The organism is Pseudonocardia sp. UM4_GMWB1, from assembly GCF_017312155.1.
Taxonomy (GTDB): domain Bacteria; phylum Actinomycetota; class Actinomycetes; order Mycobacteriales; family Pseudonocardiaceae; genus Pseudonocardia; species Pseudonocardia alni.
On record NZ_QJPN01000001.1, the window covers coordinates 390,091 to 412,208 of the forward strand.

Here is a 22,118-nt window from a genome sequence, read left to right on the forward strand (position 1 = left end):
CCCGTCCTGGTCGCGACGGGCGGGCCCGTCCATTGTCACCGACGCGGCGGGCCGCGGTGTCCGGGCACCTGCGTCACGTCCCGGGCACCGGGATGCGGCGGCACCGGACCACTCCCCGGTGCGTGGACCACCGCAGGGCGGGCACCGCCGGTCTCCCCGTCCCGCGGGACCGGATCCCGCGCGGGTCGGCGGACGCGACCGTGCCCCCGGACCATGGTGGTGGTCCGGGGGCACGGCCGTGTCACCCGCTCCCCAGCGGAGTCTCAGGCCCCGTGAGCCGGCTTCTTCCGGCGGCGACGGGCCGCGGCGGCACCGGAGGCGGCGACGATCGGTGTCGCGGCGCTGGCGTGTGCGTCGTCGCGACGACGGCCGGCCCGCCCGCAGTTCTCGGCGCCGGTCCGCGTGCCGGGCAGCGCCGACGCGGAGCGCATCGCCCGCGGTGCCGGGACGACACCGCGGTCGTCGGCGAGACCGCGGGCCGCGATGTGCAGCGACCGCAGCCGCTCCATCCGGTCGACACCGGTGGTGGTGCCGGTGCCCTCGACGACCGGGGTGAACAGGTCCCCGCCGGTGCCGGCGCCGCCGCTGCGCATCCGGGCGACGGCGACGAGGTCGGCGGACAGGTCGCTGTGCCCGGCGCCGTCGAAGTCGGCGGCGCGGGCCGCGGCCAGGCGCTCGAGCACCCAGCGGGCCGAACCGGCCGGGGCCGGGACGTCGATCTCGGCCGCGGCGGGCACGTCGGCGGGATCGGCCTCAGGGCGTCGCGGTGCCCGGGTGGGCAGCGCGGGCGCCGGGACGACGATCGGGTCGGCAGGGGCCGGCTCGGACGCCGGGGCGGTGGGCTCGGGCTCGGCGACCGGCGCGGACGGGGCCGCGACGGGCGGGACGACCGGCAGGGCGGCGGTCCGCGCGTCGTCCGCCGGGGCCTGCTCCGGCGCCGTGGTGGGGGTCCAGCCCGACGTCGTGGCGACGGCGGGGCCCGCCGAGCGGCGGCGGACCACCGGAAGCGCCTCCGTCACCGAGGGCACGTCGCCCTGCTGGGCCGGCGCGAACGGCTGCGCCGGGGCCGACGGCTGCGACGGCACGGACCGCCGCGCCACCCGCCGGGCGGACACGGCCGCAGCCGCTGCGGCGGGATCGGCGGTGGCCGGGGCGGCAGACACGACCGGCAGCACCGAGGTCACCGGCTCGTCGGTGATCATCGGCAGCACGGAGGTCTCCGGGTCACGGCGCGCCTCGTCGTTGGCCACGACGCGGCGGGCGGCCGGGACCGGGTCGGGGGCGACGACCGCCTCGACGGCCTCGGGGGTGGGCCGGGCCCGGCCCCGCATCCACCGGCGCGCGGGACGTTCGACGAGCGAGTACAGCAGGTGTGCCACGGGCAGAGTCCCCACGAAGACGGTGAGCGCGATCAGGTGCCCCGTCTCCCCGCCGCGGGGGAGGACACCGGAGTCGCTCAGGAACCAGAAGATCTCGAACATCGGGATGTGGACCAGGTAGAGGGCGTAGGAGATCCGCCCTCCGTGCACCATCGGGCCACGGGTCAGCAGGTGGTGCACCGGTCCGCGGTCGGCGAGCGCGAGGGCTCCGACCAGGACCGGGAAGGCGACGACGGCCAGGCCGTGCAGGCCGCCGCCGACGACGGACCCCGCCAGCAGGACGAACGGCACCGCGGCGACGGTGGACGTCGCCGTCGCCGAGGCCGCGGAGCGGACCCGCTCGGTGGCGCGCAGCCGCCGCACGGCCAGCATCGCCAGGACACCGGCGGAGAACCCGCCGAGGATCCGGACCAGCCAGCTGTACGGGTAGTACGGCGAGCCGACCACCAGGAACGCGGCCGCCATCGGCGCGGTGCACAGCAGCGACCCCGCCGCCAGCACCGCGAACGGCAGGTTCCGCAGCCGGAAGAATCCGAGCGCCAGCAGCGGGAACAGCAGGTACGCCAGCCACTCGGCGCTGATCGACCACGTCGGGCCGACCCAGGACGCGCCGTCGAGGTACTGCTCGTCCCACATCTGCACCAGGAACAGCTGCTCGAGCCACGCGCCGACGCCGATCGACGGCTGCACCGCCTGGTAGGCGACGTCGGTCGTCGACCCGAACAGCAGCCGCGCCACCAGCCACACGCCGAAGAGGTGGAACACCACCGCGTAGGCGGGCCACATCCGCGCCGCGCGGGCCCACACGAACCCGCCCGCGTCCCGGAGTCGGAGCCGCGGACCGAGCTGGTCGAGGTAGGTCCAGGCGATGACGAAGCCGCTGAGGACGAAGAACAGGTCGACGCCCAGCGCACCCTGTGTGATCAGCGGTCCGAGCCAACCGTTCACCGTCTCCACACCCGCCATCGGGGTGAAGTGGAAGTGGAACGCGACGACCCAGAGCGCGGCGACGATACGCAGCCCCGTCAGCGCGAGCACCTCACCGCCACCGTTGCCTCCACATCGGACGGACGAACCCCCCTGTCCGGGAGTGGTTCCGCCGGCGGCGGACGCGGCGGTGGCCGGGTCGTCGGCCGTCGCTCGCGAATCGGTGCAGATGCTCACACCGGGGCCAACGAGGCGAGATCACCACCGTCACCGGTGACACCCGAACAGTGCCCGAATGTCGCAGCTGATCACTCAACGTGATCGAAACCCGGAGTGACCGACCTTGAGACCCCGGGTGGGTGGACTACGCCGGACGGGTGGACGGTCGGGGTCACGGGGGGATCACAGTTGATCACCGGGTGGCGTCTAGCCTCGGTCGTGTGCTGACCGCCGACACGGAGGCGGATCCCCGTCCGGGATCCGGCCCCACCGACCGCCGGTCGCGTCCGACCGACCGCCTGCTCGCCGCCGCGCTGGGCCTGCTCTCGGCGGTGCTGGCGCTGGCGATCCCGTTCCTGCCGGTCGTGCAGAACACGGCGACCGTCAGCTGGCCGAACGCCACGACCGGCACCGCGCCGCTGAACGCCCCCCTGGTCGCGTACCGGCCGGAGAGCCTGACCGCGACGATCGGCTGCGACGCGATCCGCAGCCTCGACGACCGCGGGTCCGGCCGCGCGACCGTGCTGTCCACGACACCCACCGGCGCCCCGGACGGCGGCACGGTCGGGCTGCGCATCGCCGTCGCCGACGGGGTGGTCACCCTCGACAACCGCGGTCAGCGCATCGCCACCGCACCGCTGCCCCCGCCGGGCGCGCCCTGCGCGCTCACGTTCACCTCGGACTTCGACGCGACGACGGCGACCCTGGGCGGGGCCACGCTCTACGAGTTCGCCGGCGACGGCCGTCCGCAGCTCACCGGGATCCACTCCGACCTCGACGCGGCCCGCGACCCGATGGGCGGAACGAGCGTCCGGTTCGACACCGACAACCGCTACGACACCGACGCCTCGACGCTCAAGCTCGTCGCGGGCGGTGTCGCGATCGTCGCGCTGTTCGGCTCGCTGTTCTTCCTGCGCCGGATCGACGACGCCGACGCCCGCCGCGTCGTGCACGGCCGCCGGCTGGCGCGCCGGCTGCGCGGGCAGGACGACCTGCGCGACGCCGTCGTCGTCGGCGTGCTGGTCGTGTGGGCCCTCATCGGGTCGATGACCAGCGACGACGGCTACATCCTCGACATCTCCCGGGGCAACGACACCGCCGGCTACATCGGCAACTACCACCGCTGGTTCGACGTCCCCGAGGCACCGTTCGGCTGGTTCTACCAGCTGTACTCGCTGTGGAGCGGGGTCTCGGAGTCGGTGCTGTGGCTGCGCGTCCCGGCGCTGGCGATGGGCGTCGCGTCGTGGTTCCTGATCAGCCGGGCGCTGCTGCCGCGCCTCGGCACCCGGGTCCGGCGCAGCCGCTCCGCGGGCTGGGCCGCAGCCGGGGTGTTCCTGTGCTTCTGGCTGCCGTTCAACAACGGGCTCCGCCCGGAGACCGTCGTCGTGATCGCGGCGCTGGTGTCGTTCGTGATGCTGGAGCGCGCCCTGGCCACCCGGCGGCTGCTGCCGGTCGCGGGGGCACTCGTCGCGGGGGCGTTCGCCGTCGCGGCGACGCCGACCGGTCTCATCGCGCTGGCCCCGTTCCTGGCCGCGGCCCGGCCGCTGCTGCGGCTGTTCACCGAGCGGATCCGCACCACCGGGTGGGCCGCCACCCTCGGCCCGCTGCTCGCGGCCGGTCTGATCGTGCTCACCGCCGTCTTCGGCGACCAGACCCTCGCCACCGTCGCCGAGGCCACCCGGGTCCGCCAGGACATCGGCCCGAACCTGCCCTGGTACCAGGAGCTCGCCCGCTACGACCTGCTGTTCAGCGACAGCCGCGACGGCTCGCTGCAACGCCGCTTCCCGGTCCTCCTGCTGTGGCTGTGCATGATCGTCTCGACGATCGTGCTGCTGCGCCGCGGCCGCATCCCGGGCGCCGCGCTCGGGTTCTCCCGGCGACTGCTCACCAGCACCGCGCTGTCGTTCGCGGTGCTGGCCCTGACCCCCACGAAGTGGACGCACCACTTCGGCGCGTTCGCCGCGCTCGCCTCGGGCGTCGCGGCGCTGGCCGCGCTGGCGACGAGCACCGGTGTGCTGCGCTCGCGACGCAACCAGGCGCTGTTCCTCGGCGCGGTGCTCGCGGTGACCGGTCTGGCGTTCCGCGGCCCGAACACCTGGTGGTACGTCTCGAACTGGGGCGTGCCGTGGTTCGACAAGCCGGTGTCGGTCAGCGGGATCCAGGCGACGACGGTGCTGTTGGTCCTGGCGTTCCTGTCGCTCGTCGTCGCCGGGGTGGAGCACCTGCGCTCGACCTCCGGGGTGCCGCGCCCGGTCCGGCGGACCCTCGGGCGTCGGCGCGGCCGGATCGGGACCGTCCAGGCCGTCCGGCTCGGGTCGGCGCCGATCGCGGTGATCTGCGCGTTCATGGTGCTGTTCCAGGTCGCCTCCCTGGCCAAGGGCATGGAGAAGCAGGCGGGCTCCTACTCCCTGGGCGCCGACGTCCTGACCGACCCGACCGGGTCGCGCTGTGGGCTCGCCGGGCGCATCCAGGTCGAGACCGACCCGGCCGCGAACGTGCTGCCCGTCGCGCCGGAACCGGCCGGTGTCCCCGACCCCGGTCCCCTGGCCGAGGGCGTCACGCCCGACGGCCTGCCCCCGACCGGACCGGGGTCGCTGCGCGACAACAGCGGCGACGGCGACGACCGGCCCGGCGTCACCGGTACCGGCCCGCTGGGTGGGCCGGTCATGGGCAGCTGGTCGCCGGACCCGGAGAACGTCGGCGACTACCGCTCGGTGTGGCACGCGCTGCCCGCCGCGGCCCGCGACGGCTCCGCGCCGCTGGTGCTCGGCGTCGCCGGGACGATCGGCGGCGGCAACACCGTGACCCTGCAGTTCGCCCGCGACGGCGCGGTCGTCGACGAGATCGAGCCCGGTGGGGCCGTCAGCAGCACGTCGGACTACTCCGGCGGCGCATCGGGCGGCCAGGCGTGGCGGGACCTGCGCGTCGACCTGGCGGGCCGCCCGGCCGCCGACGCCGACCGGGTGCGGGTGATCGTGTCCGACCGCGGCATCGGGACCGGGTCGTGGGTCGCCGTCGCCCAGCCCCGGGTCCCGCGGCTGACCCCGCTGACCACGATCGCCGCCCGCGGCACCGCGTACCTGGACTGGGCGACGTCGTTCGTGCACCCCTGCGTGCAGCGCTTCGGCGTGCACCGGGGCATCGCCGACGTGCCGGTGTTCCGGATGCTCGCCGACCCGCAGCAGCGCACCGTCGCCGACGAGTGGGGCCGCAGCCGGTTCGGCGGCCCGCAGGGCTGGCTGCTCCGGACCGCCGCCCAGCGCTACGTCCCGACCTACCTGCCCGGTGCCTGGGACTTCGACTGGGGCCAGGTCCGGCTCGTCGAGCCCTACGACCCGCGGGCGGTCCCGGCCCCGGTACAGGAGGGCGACCGGACCCTGTGGGGCTGGCAGCAGGTCGGGCAGGCCGGGGCTCCGTCGCCGGACCCGACGCCGCTGCCGGGCTGAGGCCCCGGCAGACTCCGTGATGTCCGATCCGAGAAGTGAGGCGAGAGCGAGAGCCATGCTGGACACCGCCCGGCCCCTCCGCGGGGGCGAGCCCGCCCCGGCCGTCGACCCCGCCGGCGGGACCCGCCCCGGACGGCTGGTCGTGCAGCGTGGCCCCTTCACCGGGCCGACGCACCTGGTGCCCGAGGACCTCTACGCCGAGGTCCTGCGCGGCGCCGCCCGCCGCGAGCGGGACCTGATCGAGCTGGTCCCGGCCACCCACGTCACCACCAACACCTACTGGGGGCGGCTGCACGCCACCTACTGGCAGCGCTGGACCGCGGTGCCCGAGGTCCGGGTGACGCTGCGCGCCGCCGGCCGCGGCCGGGTGTGGCTGATGGCCTCGGACACCAACAAGGTCGCCCGTGCCGTCGCCACCACCGGGGTCGACGCCACCGGGAGCACCACGGTCGAGCTGACCGGGGCGATCGACCGCTTCGTCGACGGCGGCGGACTCTGGCTGGAGTTCGCGACCGACACCGGCACGCTGACCGTGTCCGACGTCGAGTGGACCGTCGCGGTGCCCCGCCCGCCGCGGCCCACCTCGATCACGATCTGCACCTACAACCGCGTCGAGGACTGCCTGAACACGCTGCAGGCGCTGCTCGACGACCCGGCCGCACTGGCCCGCGTCGGATGCGTCCGCGTGGTCGACCAGGGCAGCGACCCGTTGGAGTCGCGCGACCGGTTCGCGCAGCTGGCGGCCGCGTTCGGCGACCGGCTCGCCTACCAGCGCCAGCCCAATCTGGGCGGCGCGGGCGGCTTCACCCGCGGCCTGTACGAGGCGACCGCGGGCGACCCGGCCGACGACCACGACGTCCTGCTCATGGACGACGACGTGCTGCTCGACCCGGAGATCGTCGTCCGGCTGACCGGGTTCGCCGCCTGCACCACCGCGCCGACGATCGTCGGTGGGCAGATGCTGAACCTGCTGCACCCGGGGCACGTCCACATCACCGCCGAGTACGCCGAGCCCGAGAAGCTCCGCGTCGGCAGGCCCGTGCCCGGTGCACTGGAGGAGGGCTTCCTCCTCGGCCGCGACGAGCGGCTGCTGCCGATCGTGCAGGAGCAGCGGGTCGACACCGAGTACAACGGCTGGTGGTCCTGCCTGATCCCCGCACCGATCGTGCGGGCTATCGGCTATCCGCTGCCGCTGTTCTTCCAGTGGGACGACGTCGAGTTCGGCTACCGCGCCCGCGAGCGCGGCTTCGCCACGGTGTCGCTGCCCGGGGCCGGCGTGTGGCACGCCGACTTCGGCTGGAAGGACTGGGACGAGTGGCACCGCTACTTCAACCAGCGCAACGGCCTGATCACCGCCGCCCTGCGGACCGGCTTCGACCGGCGCACGGTGTCCGCGACGGTCGTCGAGCTGCTGGCCCAGTACCTGGTCGCGATGCAGTACGGGCTGGCCGCGACGCTGCTGACGGCGGTCGAGGACTTCCTGCGCGGCCCCTCGGTCCTCAACGACGGCTCCGCCTCCGCGGCGGCGGAGATCCGCCGGATCCGCGCCGCCTACCCCGAGACGACGGCCGTGCCGTTGGCGGAGGCCGGGCTCGACGTGCGCGAGTCCGTGGTGCGCCTCGCCGGGGGCAAGCCGTCGAAGATCGTGCGGACCTGGGTGAAGCGCGCCCTGCTGCAGGCCACCGGGCGGGTGCCGTTCCGTTCCGGGATGGTCCCGGCCGGTGAGGCGCACTGGTGGCACGTGTCGCTGTTCGAGCGCGCGATCGTCACCGACATGGCCGAGAACGGCGTCCGCATCCGGACCCGCGACCAGGAGCGGCTGCGCGAGCTCACCACCCGCGGGGTGCACACGGTGCGCCGGCTGTGGAACGAGGGGCCGCAGGTCGCCCGGGAGTGGAAGGCCGCGGAGCCGCGGCTCACCTCCCGCGAGACGTGGGCCCGCCTGTACGACGCGCGCTGACCCTCACCTGCTCCACCGCACCCACACCGCTCCGCGGCATCCACACCGCTCCGCGGTCGTCCACACCCGCTGCAGCCGGTGTGGACGGCCGGGAACGGGTGTGGACGCCTCAGCCCAGGAAGTCCCGTCCGGTGTAGTCCTTGTCGGCCAGGGTCGGCAGCCGCTCCCAGCCCCACCGTCGCTGCGTCCCGACGGTGAGGTCCCAGCCCTCGGTCGGGTGCTCATAGCGCACCCGCTCGACGTGCGCGGGCGCGAACATCGCGCGCCCGCCGGGCGGATCGAGCCGCGAGGGCAGCTCGTGGAAGGTCGCGGTGCGGCCGATCCCGGCGAGCGTCCCGCCGTTCGCCGGGAAGAACGCGGTGGCCTCGGTCGCGCCCTCCAGGTCGTCGCCGGTGCGCAGCCGCCACTGCGGGGCCTGCGCGATGCCGTGGCGCACCGCGATCTGGTCCTGGCAGGGCCACAGCACAGCCGAGGCCTGGTCGGCGAACACCGGGGCGTCGCCGAGCACCGTGCGGGCGGGCAGGTCGCGGGCGGGCCGCGGGGCGCCGACGGCGAGCCAGGTGTCGGGCCCGTCGATCCGGTCGTCCACGACGACCCGGACCCGGTCGGCGGGGCCGGGCAGGGTCACCGCCACGTCCCGCCAGTCGGCGACCTTCGTCCCCGGCAGGTCGACCGTGGCCGTGCCGGCGCCGGACTCGACCCGCACGGCCTGGTCGCCGCGCAGGTCCCCGGTGAGGGGCAGGCTCAGCCGGCTGGTCCCGGCCGGGACGGGGAACCAGCCGGCGTCGAGGGTGCCGGTGCCGGCGTCCTCGGTGTGCCAGACGGGGCCGGGGATCGACGGGCGGTCGGGCGGCGGGCCGTCCCGCATCACCCCGGTGAGGCGGGGCGGGTCACTCGGGAGCGCGGGTTTCGCGTCACCGGGGACGGTGACGGTCAGCGCGTCGGCCAGCCCGCAGCCGTCGCCGGTCAGCATGGCGAGGTTCATCGAGGCCACCGACGCGCCGGGGGCCTGTTGCACCGGGGCGACGACGAACACGGCGAGCATCAGCGCGACCCCGCCGGCCGTGGCGACGCGCAGCACCGCCCGGTCCGGCCGGGGCGCGCTCCCCCGCCGCCGGGCCCACCACAGCGCGGCGGCGACCACGAGCAGCCACAGCAGCGGGCTGCGCAGGTACAGCGGCCCGAGGTGCGGGGCGAGGACCTGCTGGTGGATCGGGGCGTCGACGACCGAGTGGTTCCCGAACGGCTGCCCCCAGTCGGAGAACGGGCGCCACAGGTTCGGGCCGGCGTAGATCACCGCGGCGACGACGCCGAGCACGGCCGTCCCCACCGCGACGAGCCGGGCCGGGGCGCGCCGCGGCAGCGGGCCGCGGGCGAGCGCGATGCCGAGCAGCAGCGTCGCGGGGGCGGCGACGGCGCCGAAGTGGTTGACCCACTTCGTCGGGCTGACGGCGACGGCGACGAGGCCGAGGGCGGTGGCGGCGAGCGCGAACCCGAGCGCCGAGCCGAGCGGGCCGCCGGTGCCGCGGCGCGTCGCGAGCCGCACCGCGCCCAGCGCGACGACGGCGACGGTCAGCAGGACCGGCAGGCGTCGTCCCCAGGTGCCCTGGTCGTCGGGGCCGAGGAGGTTGGCGTAGTGCACGAACTCCTGCCACCACTGGTACTGGAAGTAGTACCAGCGGTGCACGGCGACGGACTCGCGCACGTCGGCGAGGGTCTGGTCGGCCAGCCCGAGCGGCACGACCACGCTGGCGGCGGCGAACGCGACGGCGGCCGTCGCGAGCCGGGTGGCCCACGGCGCGTGCGCGAGGTGCCACCACACCAGCGGTAGCGCGAGCAGCAGCGGCATCGCGGCGACCAGCGCGGTCGGCGCGGTCGTCACCCCCACCACCGCGACGACGACGGCCGGCGCGAGCAGCCCGACCGCCCCGGTGCGGCGGGCGGCGGCGACGAGCAGCAGCACCCCGGCGGCGGCCGCGGTCCCGGCGGGCTCGGGGCGCAGCGCGATGCCGTAGGGCAGGAACCAGGCCAGGTGCGCGACGGCGAGCGCGGCGACCACCCCGGGCCGGACGCCGGCCCGGCCCGCGAGCGCGGCGAGGGTGTACCGCAGCAGCACCCAGGTCAGCAGACCCAGCACGACCGGCACCACACGCAGCGGCCCGAGGCCCCAGCCGACGAGGCTCCCCCACCACTGCAGCAGGTACTGGCTGGTCGCGAACGGCGCCTCGGTGACGTCGAACTGGTAGATCGCGTTGCCGATCGTCCCCGTCCGCGCGCCCTGGCGGGCCATCAGCGCGTACCAGGAGTCGTCGATGTTGAGCGGCCCGAGCACCGCCCAGGCGCAGCTCACGACCAGCACCACGAGGTCGGCCGGACCGGGGCGGACGGGCGCGTCGAACACCCGGCGGGTGCCGGTCCAGGTCCGCACGGCGACGGCGAGGGTGGCGGCCAGCGCGAGCAGGTGCGCGACGAGCAGCGCGACCTTCAGCAGCGACGGCGACGACGCGTAGCGCGCGTCGGTGTGCAGCGTGACCGCGAGCCCGGCCGCGGCGGGCCCGGTGACGTCGGTGGCGAGTTCGGCGACCTGCGGCGGTGCGATGTCGAGGCGCTCGGCGAGGATCGCGCCGTCGCGGGCGACGACGGTGCCCCCGTCCGCGGAGGTCACCTCGAGCACGCAGCCCGACCCGGCGGGCGCGGTGGCGAGCACCCGGTCGCCGGTGCGCAGCGTGAGCGTCCCGCCGGCCACGCTCGCGACGAAGCCCGGCGCGGTCACCGGGTTCTCCTCGGCGGCGGGCATCGTCCGCAGCACGTCGCCCTCGCCCAGGGCGGCCGCCGCGGCGCACGGGACGGTCGCGGAGAACTCCAGCGGCCGGTACGGCGAGAGCGGCAGCACCGTGCTCGCCGGTGCCTGTCCCGCCCGGGGCCAGGTGACGACCGGGTCCTCGGCGTCGACGGGGGCGATCGCGGCGGCGAGACCGAGCAGGCAGGTGACGACGCCGAGCAGGAGCAGCAGCGGCCCCCGGCGGGCGGGGCTCACTCGAAGATCTGCTTCCAACCGTCCTTGCCGGTCAGCACGGGCGCCGCCGCCCGGTAGCGGGCACGCAGTCCGTCCCAGTCCGCCGCGACGGCGCGGTGCAGCCGGAACGACTCCGCGACCATCTCCTTGAACATCGCCGGGTCACGACGGCGGAAGGTCACCCCGCGGCCGTCCGGGGTGGACACCGTCGCGGAGTCCAGGCCGGCCAGCACGAACCACTGGGCGTTCTTCCACGGCACGTTGCGCTGCGGGCGCTCGCGCAGCGCCGGGTCCGGGGTGCGCAGGTTGCGCAGCACCCCGCGGGCGAGCCCGACCGCGGCCTTCGCCCGGCCCACCGGGGGCTTCGGGAACAGCTGGGCGCCCAGCGCGTCGAGGTCGGCGAGCGGCACCTCGGTCGCGGAGTCGAGCGGGCGGCCGTCGTCGTACTGCGCCCGCAGGGCCCGGATCTCGTCGAGCACCACGGGCAGCTTCGGGAACAGCGCCTCGGGGCCCGCCAGGAAGTCGGTGAAGCCCTTGATCTGCAGCGCGACCGCCGAGTACTCCATGAGCATCAGGTGGCGCAGGGTCCGCTTGAAGGTCTCCTTCAGCATCGCGCGCGGGTCGTCGGGGCCGTGCAGGGCCGCGGCGACGAGCCGGTTCCGGTAGTGGAAGTACGCCTGCCAGTCCGAGGAGTCGTCCTTCTCGATGAAGGACATGTGCCAGATCGCGACGCCCGGAACGGTCGCGGTGCGGAACCCGGCGGCGCGGGCGCGCAGGCCGTACTCGGCGTCGTCCCACTTGATGAACAGCGGCAGCGGCAGCCCGAGCTGCTCCGCGGCCCGGCGCGGGATCAGGCACATCCACCAGGCGTTGTAGTCGACGTCGACGCGGCGGTGCAGCCAGCGGGTCTGGCGCAGGGTGCGGGCGGCGAGGTCGTGGTGGGCCTCGGTGTCCGGGGCGGGGCGCCACAGGAACTGGTTGCGGTCGACGACCTCGCCCATGGTGGACAGCTGCGAGCGCGCCTGCAGCGACAGCATCTGCCCGCCGACGAGCATCGGCTCGCGGGCGAACCGGCTGAACGCGATCGCGCGGAGCACCGACTCGGGCTCGAGCAGGATGTCGTCGTCCATGTAGAGGATCTGTTCGCAGTCGATCCCGCCCGCGTGCGGGCCGGTGCCGTGCAGGACCTCGTACATGATCCGGGCGTAGCCGCCGGAGCCGCCCAGGTTGGGCTGGTCGATGATCCGCAGCCGGTCCCCGAGCGCGGCCGCGGCCTGCTCGTAGCCGGCCTCGTCGCGGACCTTGCGGGTGCCCTGGTCGGGGAGGATCACCGCGGTGATCGCCTCGAGGACCTGCGGGTCGGAGCCGAGCGCGGTGAGCGTGGCGACGCAGTCGGCCGGGCGGTTGAACGTCGGCATCCCGACCACGACGGCCGCGCGGCCCGGCGCGTCGTGCGGGGCGTGCCAGCCGCCGCCGTGCAGGGTCAGGTCGGCGTCGTCGGTGGACAGGTCGAACCAGTACCAGCCGCCGTCCCCGAAGGGGCGCAGGTCCAGTTCCAGGGTGACCCGGCGGCGGCCCTCGACCACCTCACCGGCGACGACGATCTGCGACCCGTCGGCCTTGGTGCGGTAGACGTCGACGCGGCCGGAGCCCTCCAGGTCCAGGCGCAGCTCGATGCTGGTCAGCGTGGACCAGGCCCGCCAGTAGCCGGCGGCGAAGGCGTTGAAGTAGGCGCCGAAGGAGACCTCGGTGGCCGCGGGGACGGTGGCGCTGGTGCGGTCGAGGATGCGGGTGCGGCGGCCGCCGATGGTCGACACGGTCAGCGAGAGCGGACGCGCGTCCTCGTCGGCCAGCGGCTCGACCGGGGCGAGCGTGGTGCCGGGGCGCTCGTCGAGGTAGAGCGCGCGGACGGCGGTCGGGTCGGCGGGCCGGGGCAGGACCACCCGCTGCAGCAGCGTCTCGCCGCTGGTCGTCGCCGGAGTGGTGGGGGACACCTGACCTCGCTGGTCCGTCGTGGTCATCGCAGGAGCTGCCTCTGTCGTCGCGGGGGCGCGGGGGTCCCGGGCGGCGGCGCTGCCGGTCCGCCCGGGTCCGGGTGGAGTCGTGCGCGAGCGTAGCCGCGCGCGGTGCGGGAGCCGGGAGGCGGGCGGGCGCGGCGGGGAAGCGGTGTGGATCGTCCGGTTCCCGCCCCGGCTCTGCGCCCTACCAGGCCGCGTCGAGGATCTCCCGCACGTCGTCCTCGGTGGGGGTGCGCGGCGCGTTGGCCGTCACCGGGTCGACGACGGCGGCGGCCGCCAGCACCGGCAGCAGCCCCCGGTCCACGCCGAGCTCGTGCAGCGGGCGCCGGACGCGGATGCCCTCGACGAGCGCGGCGGTCCCGGCGACGGCGTCGGCGGTCCCCAGCGCGGCCCCGGCGCGGGCGTACGCCTCCGCCGCCGCGCCGGCGCTCCAGCGCATGACCTGCTCGTTCACCGACGCGAGCGCGACACCGTGCGGGGTGCCCGTGTGCGCGGTGACCGCGTGCGCGATGCCGTGGACCAGGCCCAGCCCGGACACGGTCAGCGCCTGGCCCGCCAGGTGCGCGCCCAGCAGCAGCTGCGCGCGGGCCTCCAGGTCGGTGCCGTCGTCGACGGCGACCGGCAGCCACCGGCCCACCAGGGCGACGGCCTGGGCGGCGGCGGCGTCGGAGACCGGGTTCGCGCCGCGGGAGGCGAGCGACTCGACGCCGTGGACGAGCGCGTCGAAGCCGGTGGCGGCCGTCGCCGCGGGCGGCAGGCCGACGGTCAGCTCCGGGTCGAGGACGGCGACGCGCGGCCGGACCGAGGCGTGGCCCAGGTAGACCTTGCGCTTGGCGCAGGTGTCCTCGACGACGCCGAACCCGTTGGTCTCCGCGCCCGTCCCGGCGGTGGTGGGGACCGCGATCAGCGGCAGCCCCGCGACGGGTGAGGACCACAGGTCGTCGGTCGCGCGGGCGCCGTGGTGGGTGGCGAGCAGCGCGATGCCCTTGGCCGCGTCGAGCACCGAGCCGCCGCCGATCGCGACGACCACACAGGAGCCGAACGCGCGCAGCGCCGTCGCGCCGTGCTCGACGGCCGTCGTCGACGGGTTGGGGCCGATCCCGTCGAACACCTCGGTCCACAGCCCGGCCGCGGTGAGGTCGCCGACGACCCGGTCGACGATGCCGGTGGCGCGCAGCCCGGCGTCGGTGACGACGAACGCCGCCGCCCGACCGAGGCCGTCGACCAGCGCGGGGACCCGGGCGACCGCGCCGGGACCGAACTCCAGGGCGCAGGTCGCCTCGACCGTGAACCCGTTCACCGGACCCGCCACCGTGAGATCGCCTCCTCGTCGAGGGTGAACCCGAGGCCGGGGGCGCTCGGGACCGCCAGCATGCCGTCGTCGCCGACGGTCAGGGGTTCGGCCAGCGGGAAGTCGCGACGCGCCGGGGTCCAGTCCGGCGGGTCGTAGGGGAACTCGAAGAACGGGCCGCCGCCGACGCCGGCGGAGACGTGCAGGTTCGCGAGCACGCCGATGCCGTTCGTCCAGCTGTGCGGGGTGAACGCGCGGTGGCGCAACAGGGCGAGCTCGGCGAGGGTGCGGACCCGGCTCATCCCGGCCGCGAGGACGACGTCGGGCTGGTGGACGTCGAGGACGTCGTCGTCGAGCAGGCGCAGCAGCTCACCGAACGAGCGCTGCATCTCCCCCGCGGCGATCCGCAGCCCGGGGTTGTCGGCACGCAGGGTGCGCATGCCGTCGGCATCGGCGTAGGGCAGCGGCTCCTCGACCCAGAAGACCCCCAGGTCGGCGAGTCGCCGGACGAGGCGCCGCGTCGCGGCGAGGTCGGTGGCGGGGGCGACGTCGCCGGCCATCCGCCACGCCTGGTTGAGATCCACCATGATCGCGAAGTCCTCGCCGAGCGCCTCCCGGACGGCCGCGACCGCGCCGATCCCCTCCTCGACCCGGTCCCGGTCGATCCGGATCTTGACCGCACGGAAGCCCTCCTCCGCGACCCGGTGCGCCACCTCGGCACGCTCCGCGGGCGGGCGCAGCACGCAGAACGACGCGTAGGCGGGCACCGCGTCGAACGTGCCGCCGAACAAGGTCGCGACGGGCAGCCCGGCGACCGTGCCGGCGAGGTCCCACAGGGCCGCCTCCAGCGGCCAGTAGTGGCCACCGTGCAGGGCACAGGTCTCGATGACGCGCACATGCCGGGCGATCGCAAGCGGATCGGTGCCGACGAACAGGTGCCGGTAGGCGTCGAAGCCGTCCATGGTGTCGCCGGAGCCGATGCCGACGACGCCGTCGTCGGTGTGGACGCGCACGATCGTCGCGTCGAACACGGTGCGGGGCTCGGGGTCCCAGGCGGCGCGCAGCGGCGGGTCGAGCGGCAGGCGCACCCGGTCCAGCGTGATGTCGGTGATCTTCATCGGGTCCGGGGTGGTGTCGGGAGCTGGTTCCGGCTCGGGGTGCGATCGGGGGCGGTGCACCCCGAGCCGGTTGGTCCCCGAATCTAGGAAGTCGCCACGGCCGCGGCCAGGGGCCACCGGGAATCGAGATCATCGTTGCGCTGAGGGCAACCGGGACTAGCGTCACCGGTGTGCACAACGGCTACGGGCTCGGCCGCGACGTCGCGCTGCTGGAGGCGCTCGCCTCGGACGAGGCCGGGCGCACCGACGGGCTGGGCGTCGCCGCGGTCGCGCGGCTGACCGGGCGGGAGAAGAGCCAGGTCTCGCGCGCGCTGCGGGCCCTCGCCGACGCCGGGCTCGTCGAGCGCGACGAGGACACACTCGTCTACCGCCTGGGGTGGCGGCTGTTCTCGCTCGCCGCGCGGGGCACGGGCGGCCGGCTGACGGCCGTCGCCGAGCCGGTGCTGCACCGGCTGGCCGCCGAGACCGAGGAGACCGTGCACCTGTGCGTGCTCCGCGACGACGCGCTGCTGACCGCGCGGACGGTGTCCGGGCACTCGTTCCGCACGACCGGCTGGGAGGGCAGGCGCGCGCCGCTGCCGTGCACGTCGGCGGGCCGGGTGCTGCTCTCCGACGCGACCCCCGACGAGCTGTTCGTGCGCTTCGGCGCGGTCGAGGACCTGGTGCCGGACTACCCGCGCTCCCGGGTCCGGACGGTCCCGCAGCTGTGGCAGGCGATCCAGGAGGCCGCCGAACGCGGCTGGGCGGTGTCCCACGAGGAGTTCGAACCCGGCGTGGCCGGGGTCTCCGCACCGGTGCGCGACTTCCGCGGCCGGGTCGTCGCGGCGCTCAACGTCTCGGGGCCGACCGCCCGGCTGGACGGCCGGTTCGACGAGACGGGTCGGGCGACGGCGGCCGCCGCGGCCGCGGTGTCGGCGGAGCTGGGGTGGACGCCGGGGCGTTCCGCCCCATGATCCGTGATCAGTCCTCGGCCTCGGTGCCCGACAGCGGGCGCCCCTCGGTGAAGTGCGGGACGAGGCGGTTCTCGTACATCGTCAGCGCCGACCCGATGGCCATGTGCATGTCGAGGTACTTGTAGGTCCCCAGCCGCCCGCCGAACAGCACACCCCGGTTCGCGGTCTCCTTGCGGGCCAGCTCGCGGTAGCGGTCCAGCTTCGCCCGGTCGTCGGGGGTGTTGATCGGATAGTACGGCTCGTCCCCGGACTCGGCGAAGCGCGAGTACTCCCGCACGATCACCGTCCTGTCCTTCGGGTAGTCCCGCTCGGGGTGCATGTGGCGGAACTCGAGGATCCGGGTGAAGGGAACCTCGGCGTCGTTGTAGTTGATCACCGAGGTGCCCTGGAAGTCGCCGGTCGGCTCGACCGACATCTCGAAGTCCAGGGTGCGCCAGCCCAGCTCGCCCTCGGCGTGGTCGAAGTAGCGGTCCAGCGGTCCGGTGTAGACGACCGGCACGTCGGCGGGCAGCTGCTCGCGCACCGCGAAGTAGTCGGTGTCGAGCACGACGTCGATGTTCTCGTGCGCCGCCATCCGCTCCAGCCAGGCGGTGTAGCCGTCGGTCGGCAGGCCCTCGTGGGTGTCGTTGAAGTAGCGGTTGTCGTAGGTGTAGCGGACCGGGAGCCGGGTGATGATCGAGGCGTCCAGCTCGGTGGGGTCGGTCTGCCACTGCTTGGCGGTGTAGCCCTTGACGAAGGCCTCGTAGAGCGGGCGTCCGACCAGCGAGATCGCCTTCTCCTCGAGGTTCGCGGCCTGCCCGGTCTCGACCTCCGCGGACTGCTCGGCGATCAGAGAGCGCGCCTCGTCGGGGGTGTGGGCCTTCCCGAAGAACTGGTTGATCAGCGCGAGGTTCATCGGGAACGCGTAGACCTGCTCGCCGACCCGGGCGAACACGCGGTGCTGGTAGTTCGTGAAGCTCGTGAACCGGTTGACATAGGCCCACACGCGCTCGTTCGAGGTGTGGAACAGGTGCGCGCCGTACCGGTGGATCTCGATCCCGGTCTCCGGCTCGGCCTCGGAGTAGGCGTTGCCGCCGATGTGGCTCCGGCGCTCCAGGACCAGGACGCGCTTCCCGAGGCCGTCGGCGACGCGCTCGGCCACGGTGAGTCCGAAGAACCCGGACCCGACGACGATCAGGTCGTAGCTGCTCAGGTCGTAACCGTTCAGGTCGGCACTGTCGACGCTCACGGCCATCGAGGGTAGGGCAGGCGTGATCCGGGGCACCCGGCGGCTTCGGTACCCTCGCAGGCAGGTCGGAGAAGCGGACGTATCCGGCACCGTCGTGGCCCGAGGAGAAAATGGCGTGAGCTGGCTGTCCGCCGTCCCCCTCGTGCTGCTGGCCGCTGCCTGGGTCACGCTCCCGGGGCTGGTCGTCGGCCTCGCCGCCGGCCTGCGCGGGATCGCCGCCTGGGGCGCCGCCCCGATGCTGTCGGTCGGCGTGATCGCCGGGTCCGCCGTCGGCGCGAGCATGCTCGGCGTGCCCTGGAGCGGGGCCGCACCGGTCACCGCGGCGGCCGCGTTCGCACTGCTCGTGGTGGGTGTGCGACGGCTGGTGCTGCGCCGCCCGCTGCTGCCGCGGCCCACCGTGGTGCGGGCCGCCGCCGGGGAGTCGGTCCGGACACTGCTCCGCGGCGGACCCGACCGGCGCTGGACCGGGCTCGCCGCGCTCGGTGGGCTGACGATCGCCGCGGTGCTGGGCCTGCGGGCCGTGCTGCGCGGGATGGACCGTCCCGACGCGCTGTCCCAGACCTTCGACGCGAACTTCCACTACAACGCCGTCGCCCGGATCCTCGGGACGCACGACGCGTCGTCGCTCACCGTCGGCGGCCTGGTCAACTCCCCCGGTTTCTACCCCGCGGCCTGGCACGACGTCGTCTCGCTGGTGGCGCCGCTGGCCACCGGGCCGGGCGGGATCGTCGTCGCGTCGAACGTGGTCGCGCTGGTCACCACGCTGCTGGTGTGGCCGCTGTCGGTGCTCTTCCTGGTCCGCACCCTGGTCGGGCGCTCGGCCGGTGCCGCGCTGGCCGCGCCGGTGCTCGCGCTCGGGTTCGTCGCGTTCCCGTGGACGCTGGTCACCTACGGCGCGCTGTGGCCGAACCTGCTGGGCGTCTCGCTGGTGCCGGCCGCGCTGGCCGCGACAGCGCTCGCCGCGCGGCCGGGTCTCGGGCCGGACCCGGTGTCGCCCGCCCGGCCGGGCCCGTACCCCCCGGGACGGGTGGCGCGCTGGTTCCCGGCGGGGGCCGCCGTCGTCGCGCTGGGGTTCGCGCACCCGAACGCGCTGTTCGGCGCCGTGGTCGTCGCGGTACCGCCGATCCTGTGGGGCCTCGCGGGCGCGGTGCGCCGCGGGCTGCGCGGCGGCGTGTGGCCCACGGTGCGCGCGGTCGTCGCGGTACCGGTCGTGCTCGCCGCGCTCGGCGGCGTCGCCTGGTTCATGTTCGTCTCCCCCGCCCTCGACGGGATCCGCGGCTACTACTGGGAGCCGGAGGTCTCGGTCACCGACGCCGTGTGGAACGCGGTGCTGCACAACCCCGAGGACAACGCCCCGGCCTGGTCGATCGCGGTCCTCACGGTGGCCGGGGCGGTGTGGGCGCTGCGCCGGGCCCGCACGTCCTGGCTGGTCCCGGCGCACCTGCTCGTCTGCACGCTCTACGTCGTCGGCGCCACCACGTGGTCCTCGGTGTGGACCGGGGTCTGGTACAACGACTCGCCCCGGATCGCCGCGCTCGTCCCGGTGACCGCGGCCCCGCTGGCCGCGCTCGGCCTGGTGGCGCTGTGCTCGCTGGCCCGCAGCCTCGCCTGCCTGGTCCGGGACCGCCTCACCCGGGCCGCGCCCGCCGTCGCCGGGCTGCCCCGGCCCCGGGCCGCGGTGCTCGTCGCGATCGGGGTGATCGCCGTCGTCGTCACCTCGGGCGGGCTCTACCAGCGCTCGCACATCGACTCGCTCGCCGCGATCTACCAGACCCCGGAGGAGGTGCTGGTCGGTCCGGAGCAGGCCCGCTTCCTGCGCGAGGCGGGCGACCTGCTGCCGTCGGACGCGGTGGTGGCGCAGAACCCGTGGGCCGGGACCGCGATGCTGTGGCCGCTCACCGACCGTCAGGTGCTGTTCCCGCACCTCACCGGGGTGTGGTCGCCGGACCAGCGGATCATCGCCGAGCGGCTGCGGGACGCCTCGAACGACCCGGCGGTCTGTGCGGCCGTCGCCGAGACCGGCACCGGCTACGTGATCACGGCGCCGCCCACGTTCTGGCAGCCCGACCCGCTGGCCACGCAGTGGCCGGGGCTCGACGACCTCGCCGACGCCGACGGGTTCGAGCTGCTCGCCCGCGACGGCGACAACGCGTTGTGGCGCATCACCGCCTGCGACGCGGGCCGGGTCGTCGGGTCCTGATCACCCGGTCGGGCACGGGACCGGCGGGGCCGTACGACCGCCGGTAGTCTCCGAGACCGGCCAGCGCCGGGGAATCGGGTCCGGTGGGTCGTCGACGGCTCCGGGTTCGGCGCCGGGAGAGGAGCGCGACCTCGATGGCCGGACCCACCTGGCTGTCCGCGCTGCCCACCGCACTCGTCGCGGTGTTCTGGGTGGTCGGGCCCGGTCTGCTCGTGCTGCGGGCGTGCGGGGTCCGCGGGATCACCGCCGGGGGCCTGTCCCCGCTGGTGTCGACCGCGGTCGTCTCGTCCTCGGCCGTGCTCGCGCCGCTCGTGGGGGTGCGCTGGGGGCCGTGGGTGCCGCTCGGCGTCGCGGTCGTGCTCGCGCTGCTCGGCGGGCTGTTCCGGGCCTTCGTCGCCCGCCGCCCGGCCGGCAGCGCGCTGCACCGGGGCTGGCGGACGGCGCTGCGGTCGTGGACCCCGGGCCGGCGGATCCGGGCCTCGCTGGCCCGCGTCCGCGCCCCGAGGGGCCGGTTCGCGAAGCGCCCCGAACCGATGACGACCGCGATGCCCCAGGTGTGGCGGACCTCCGCCCAGCGCGCGGGCACCGACGGCCGCCGGGCCGGGGTGGCCGCCGCGGCCGGTGTCGTCGTCGCCGCCGGGCTGGCGTGGTGGACGGTGGTGCTGGGGTTCGGCCCGGTGGACGCCCTGTCCTCGACCTACGACGGCGTCTTCCACTACAACGCCGTCGCCCACATCCTGCAGTCCGGCGACGCGTCGTCGCTGACGCTGGGGTCGCTGACGAACCCGTCGTCGGCGGTGGCGCTGTACCCGGCGGGCTGGCACGACCTCGTGTCGCTGGTCGCGATGCTGTCCGGCAGCGGGGTCCCGGTCGCCACCAATCTGACGGCCTGGGTCGTGGCGGGGGTGGTGTTCCCGCTGTCCGTGGCGGCGCTGAGCCGCCAGGTCATGGGCCCGTCGCCCGGTGCCGCCCTGGTCGCGCCGGTGCTGGCCACCGGGTTCACCGCCCTGCCGTGGGCGCTCATGTCGTTCGGGGTGCTGTGGCCGAACCTGCTCGGGGTGGCACTGCTGCCCGGGTACCTGACGTTGCTGCTGGCCGTCGTCGGGGTGGCCGAGCGCAGCGTGATCGGCGCGGGCGGTGCGGCGGCCACCCTGGTCCTGACCCTGCCCGCGCTCGGCCTCGCCCACCCGAACGCGCTGTTCAGCCTCGCGGTGCTCGGCCTGTTCCCGGTGCTGTGGGGCATCGGCGTGCTGGCCCGGCGACGGCTGCTCACCCGCCGGTTCTGGCAGCCGGTGCTGGCCACGGTCGGCGTCGCCGGGATCGTCGCCGCCGTCCTGTGGTTCATGACGGCCTCACCGCTGACCGCCGGCGTGCGCAGCTTCGACTGGCCCGCGATCACCGACGTGCCGACGGCGATCGGTCAGGTGCTGTTCAACTCCTCCAACGGCCGTCCCGACCTCGTCGTGCTGTCGGTGCTGGTCGTGATCGGCGCGGTGGCCGCGCTGCGGCACGTCGCGACGTCGTGGCTGGTTCCCGCGCACGTCGCCTCCGGCGCGCTGTACGTGCTGGCCGCGGCCGACGACGGCACGACCTCCGCCGCCCTCACCGGTGCCTGGTACAACGACTCCTACCGGCTGGCGGCGATGGTGCCCGTCACCGGGGCCGTGCTGGCCGTGGTCGGGCTGTGCGCCGTCGCGTCGGTCCTGCGCCACGTGCTGCTGCGGATCCCGCCCACCGCGGCGCCGGCCCGTCGGCGGGTGGTCGCGCCCGCGCTCGCGGCGGTGCTGCTCGCGGTGGTCGTCGCCACGACCGGCGGGATGTCGGTGGCGACGCACGCCGACGTCCTGGCCGGGCCGTACCAGCGGCCGTCGGACGCCATCCTCGAACCGGGGCAGCGCGAGTTCCTCGACGAGGTCGGGCGGATCGTCGGCCCCGACGACGTCGTGGCCGCGGACCCGTTCACCGGCAACTCCCTGCTGTTCCCGCTCACCGGGCGCCGGGTGCTGTTCCCGCACCTGATCGGGAACTGGACCCCGGAGCAGATCCTGCTGGCCACCCGGTTCCGCGACGTCGGGACCGACCCGACGATCTGCACGGCGGCCGCCGACCTCGGCGTCGACTGGCTCCTGACGGGGCCGATCACGTTCTGGCCGAGCCACGGGGGCGCCCGCTGGTACCCGGGGCTGCACGACATCGCGCCGGTGCCCGGGTTCGAGCTCGTCGCGACGGGCGGGGGCCAGGAGCTGTGGCGGCTCACCGCCTGCGCCCCGGGCGCGCCGGCGACCCCCGGGGCGCAGGCGTTCGCCCCGCCCGGTCCGGACGGTGCGCCCCCGTCCCCGTACGGTGGGTGACCCCCCGACGCC

Annotated in this window: 11 protein-coding genes; 5 read left to right on the forward strand and 6 right to left on the reverse strand. The window is 75.3% G+C overall.

What is annotated here, in order from left to right; all coding sequences use genetic code 11:
• Positions 1 to 263: 263 nt before the first annotated feature.
• A complete protein-coding gene (locus DMP15_RS02000) occupies positions 264 to 2,417 on the reverse strand; it encodes an acyltransferase family protein (protein ID WP_337825386.1) in 2,154 nt (717 codons plus the stop codon).
• Positions 2,418 to 2,746: 329 nt separating this feature from the next.
• On the opposite strand from DMP15_RS02000, the gene DMP15_RS02005 reads away from it, so the two are divergent.
• Together DMP15_RS02005 and DMP15_RS02010 are read left to right on the forward strand one after the other, a co-directional pair.
• The gene (locus DMP15_RS02005) at positions 2,747 to 5,971 is read left to right on the forward strand and encodes an arabinosyltransferase domain-containing protein (protein WP_337825387.1); all 3,225 of its coding nucleotides are present in this window, start codon (positions 2,747 to 2,749) and stop codon (positions 5,969 to 5,971) included.
• A gap of 55 nt (positions 5,972 to 6,026) precedes the next feature.
• Positions 6,027 to 7,931, forward strand: coding sequence for a glycosyltransferase (locus tag DMP15_RS02010; protein ID WP_337825388.1), 1,905 nt, complete (start codon positions 6,027 to 6,029; stop codon positions 7,929 to 7,931).
• A 109-nt stretch (positions 7,932 to 8,040) separates the two neighbouring features.
• On the opposite strand, the gene DMP15_RS02015 is transcribed toward DMP15_RS02010, so the two are convergent.
• From DMP15_RS02015 to DMP15_RS02030, 4 genes are all read right to left on the reverse strand, one after another.
• Complete coding sequence (locus DMP15_RS02015; protein WP_337825389.1) at positions 8,041 to 10,968, reverse strand: arabinosyltransferase domain-containing protein; 2,928 nt, start codon at positions 10,966 to 10,968, stop codon at positions 8,041 to 8,043.
• Positions 10,965 to 12,968, reverse strand: a complete 2,004-nt coding sequence (locus tag DMP15_RS02020) for a glycosyltransferase (RefSeq protein ID WP_073573801.1) — start codon at positions 12,966 to 12,968, stop codon at positions 10,965 to 10,967. The genes DMP15_RS02015 and DMP15_RS02020 overlap by 4 nt, the downstream gene beginning before the upstream one ends.
• Positions 12,969 to 13,149: 181 nt before the next feature.
• Positions 13,150 to 14,277 carry an iron-containing alcohol dehydrogenase family protein gene (locus DMP15_RS02025; RefSeq protein WP_312888648.1) on the reverse strand — a complete coding sequence of 376 codons (1,128 nt, stop codon included), beginning with the start codon at positions 14,275 to 14,277 and terminating at the stop codon, positions 13,150 to 13,152.
• Positions 14,262 to 15,374, reverse strand: a complete 1,113-nt coding sequence (locus DMP15_RS02030) for a mandelate racemase/muconate lactonizing enzyme family protein (RefSeq protein ID WP_073573800.1) — start codon at positions 15,372 to 15,374, stop codon at positions 14,262 to 14,264. Before DMP15_RS02030 ends, DMP15_RS02025 begins: the two co-directional genes overlap by 16 nt.
• A gap of 170 nt (positions 15,375 to 15,544) precedes the next feature.
• On the opposite strand from DMP15_RS02030, the gene DMP15_RS02035 reads away from it, so the two are divergent.
• Entirely contained in the window at positions 15,545 to 16,327 is a 783-nt protein-coding gene (locus tag DMP15_RS02035; RefSeq protein WP_073573799.1) for an IclR family transcriptional regulator, read from the forward strand.
• A 7-nt stretch (positions 16,328 to 16,334) separates the two neighbouring features.
• Here DMP15_RS02035 and glf read toward each other — a convergent pair whose 3' ends face one another.
• Positions 16,335 to 17,561 (reverse strand): UDP-galactopyranose mutase, encoded by a 1,227-nt coding sequence (gene glf / locus DMP15_RS02040; RefSeq protein WP_073573798.1) that lies wholly within the window; start codon positions 17,559 to 17,561, stop codon positions 16,335 to 16,337.
• Positions 17,562 to 17,670: 109 nt separating this feature from the next.
• Here glf and DMP15_RS02045 point away from each other — a divergent pair, with 109 nt between their 5' ends.
• Both DMP15_RS02045 and DMP15_RS02050 read left to right on the forward strand, forming a co-directional pair.
• Positions 17,671 to 19,755 carry a DUF6541 family protein gene (locus DMP15_RS02045; protein WP_073573797.1) on the forward strand — a complete coding sequence of 695 codons (2,085 nt, stop codon included), beginning with the start codon at positions 17,671 to 17,673 and terminating at the stop codon, positions 19,753 to 19,755.
• Positions 19,756 to 19,889: 134 nt separating this feature from the next.
• Positions 19,890 to 22,106: a DUF6541 family protein gene (locus tag DMP15_RS02050; protein ID WP_337825390.1), complete on the forward strand. Its 2,217-nt coding sequence runs from the start codon at positions 19,890 to 19,892 to the stop codon at positions 22,104 to 22,106.
• Positions 22,107 to 22,118 lie beyond the last annotated feature (12 nt).

What these genes read in the sequence shown, in the direction of transcription:
- DMP15_RS02050 (WP_337825390.1), top strand. Translation starts at nt 19,890, where the DNA reads ATGGCCGGACCCACCTGGCTGTCCGCGCTGCCCACCGCACTCGTCGCG.
- DMP15_RS02010 (WP_337825388.1), top strand. Translation starts at nt 6,027, where the DNA reads ATGCTGGACACCGCCCGGCCCCTCCGCGGGGGCGAGCCCGCCCCGGCC.
- DMP15_RS02020 (WP_073573801.1), bottom strand. Translation starts at nt 12,968, where the DNA reads ATGACCACGACGGACCAGCGAGGTCAGGTGTCCCCCACCACTCCGGCG.
- glf (WP_073573798.1), bottom strand. Translation starts at nt 17,561, where the DNA reads ATGGCCGTGAGCGTCGACAGTGCCGACCTGAACGGTTACGACCTGAGC.
- DMP15_RS02030 (WP_073573800.1), bottom strand. Translation starts at nt 15,374, where the DNA reads ATGAAGATCACCGACATCACGCTGGACCGGGTGCGCCTGCCGCTCGAC.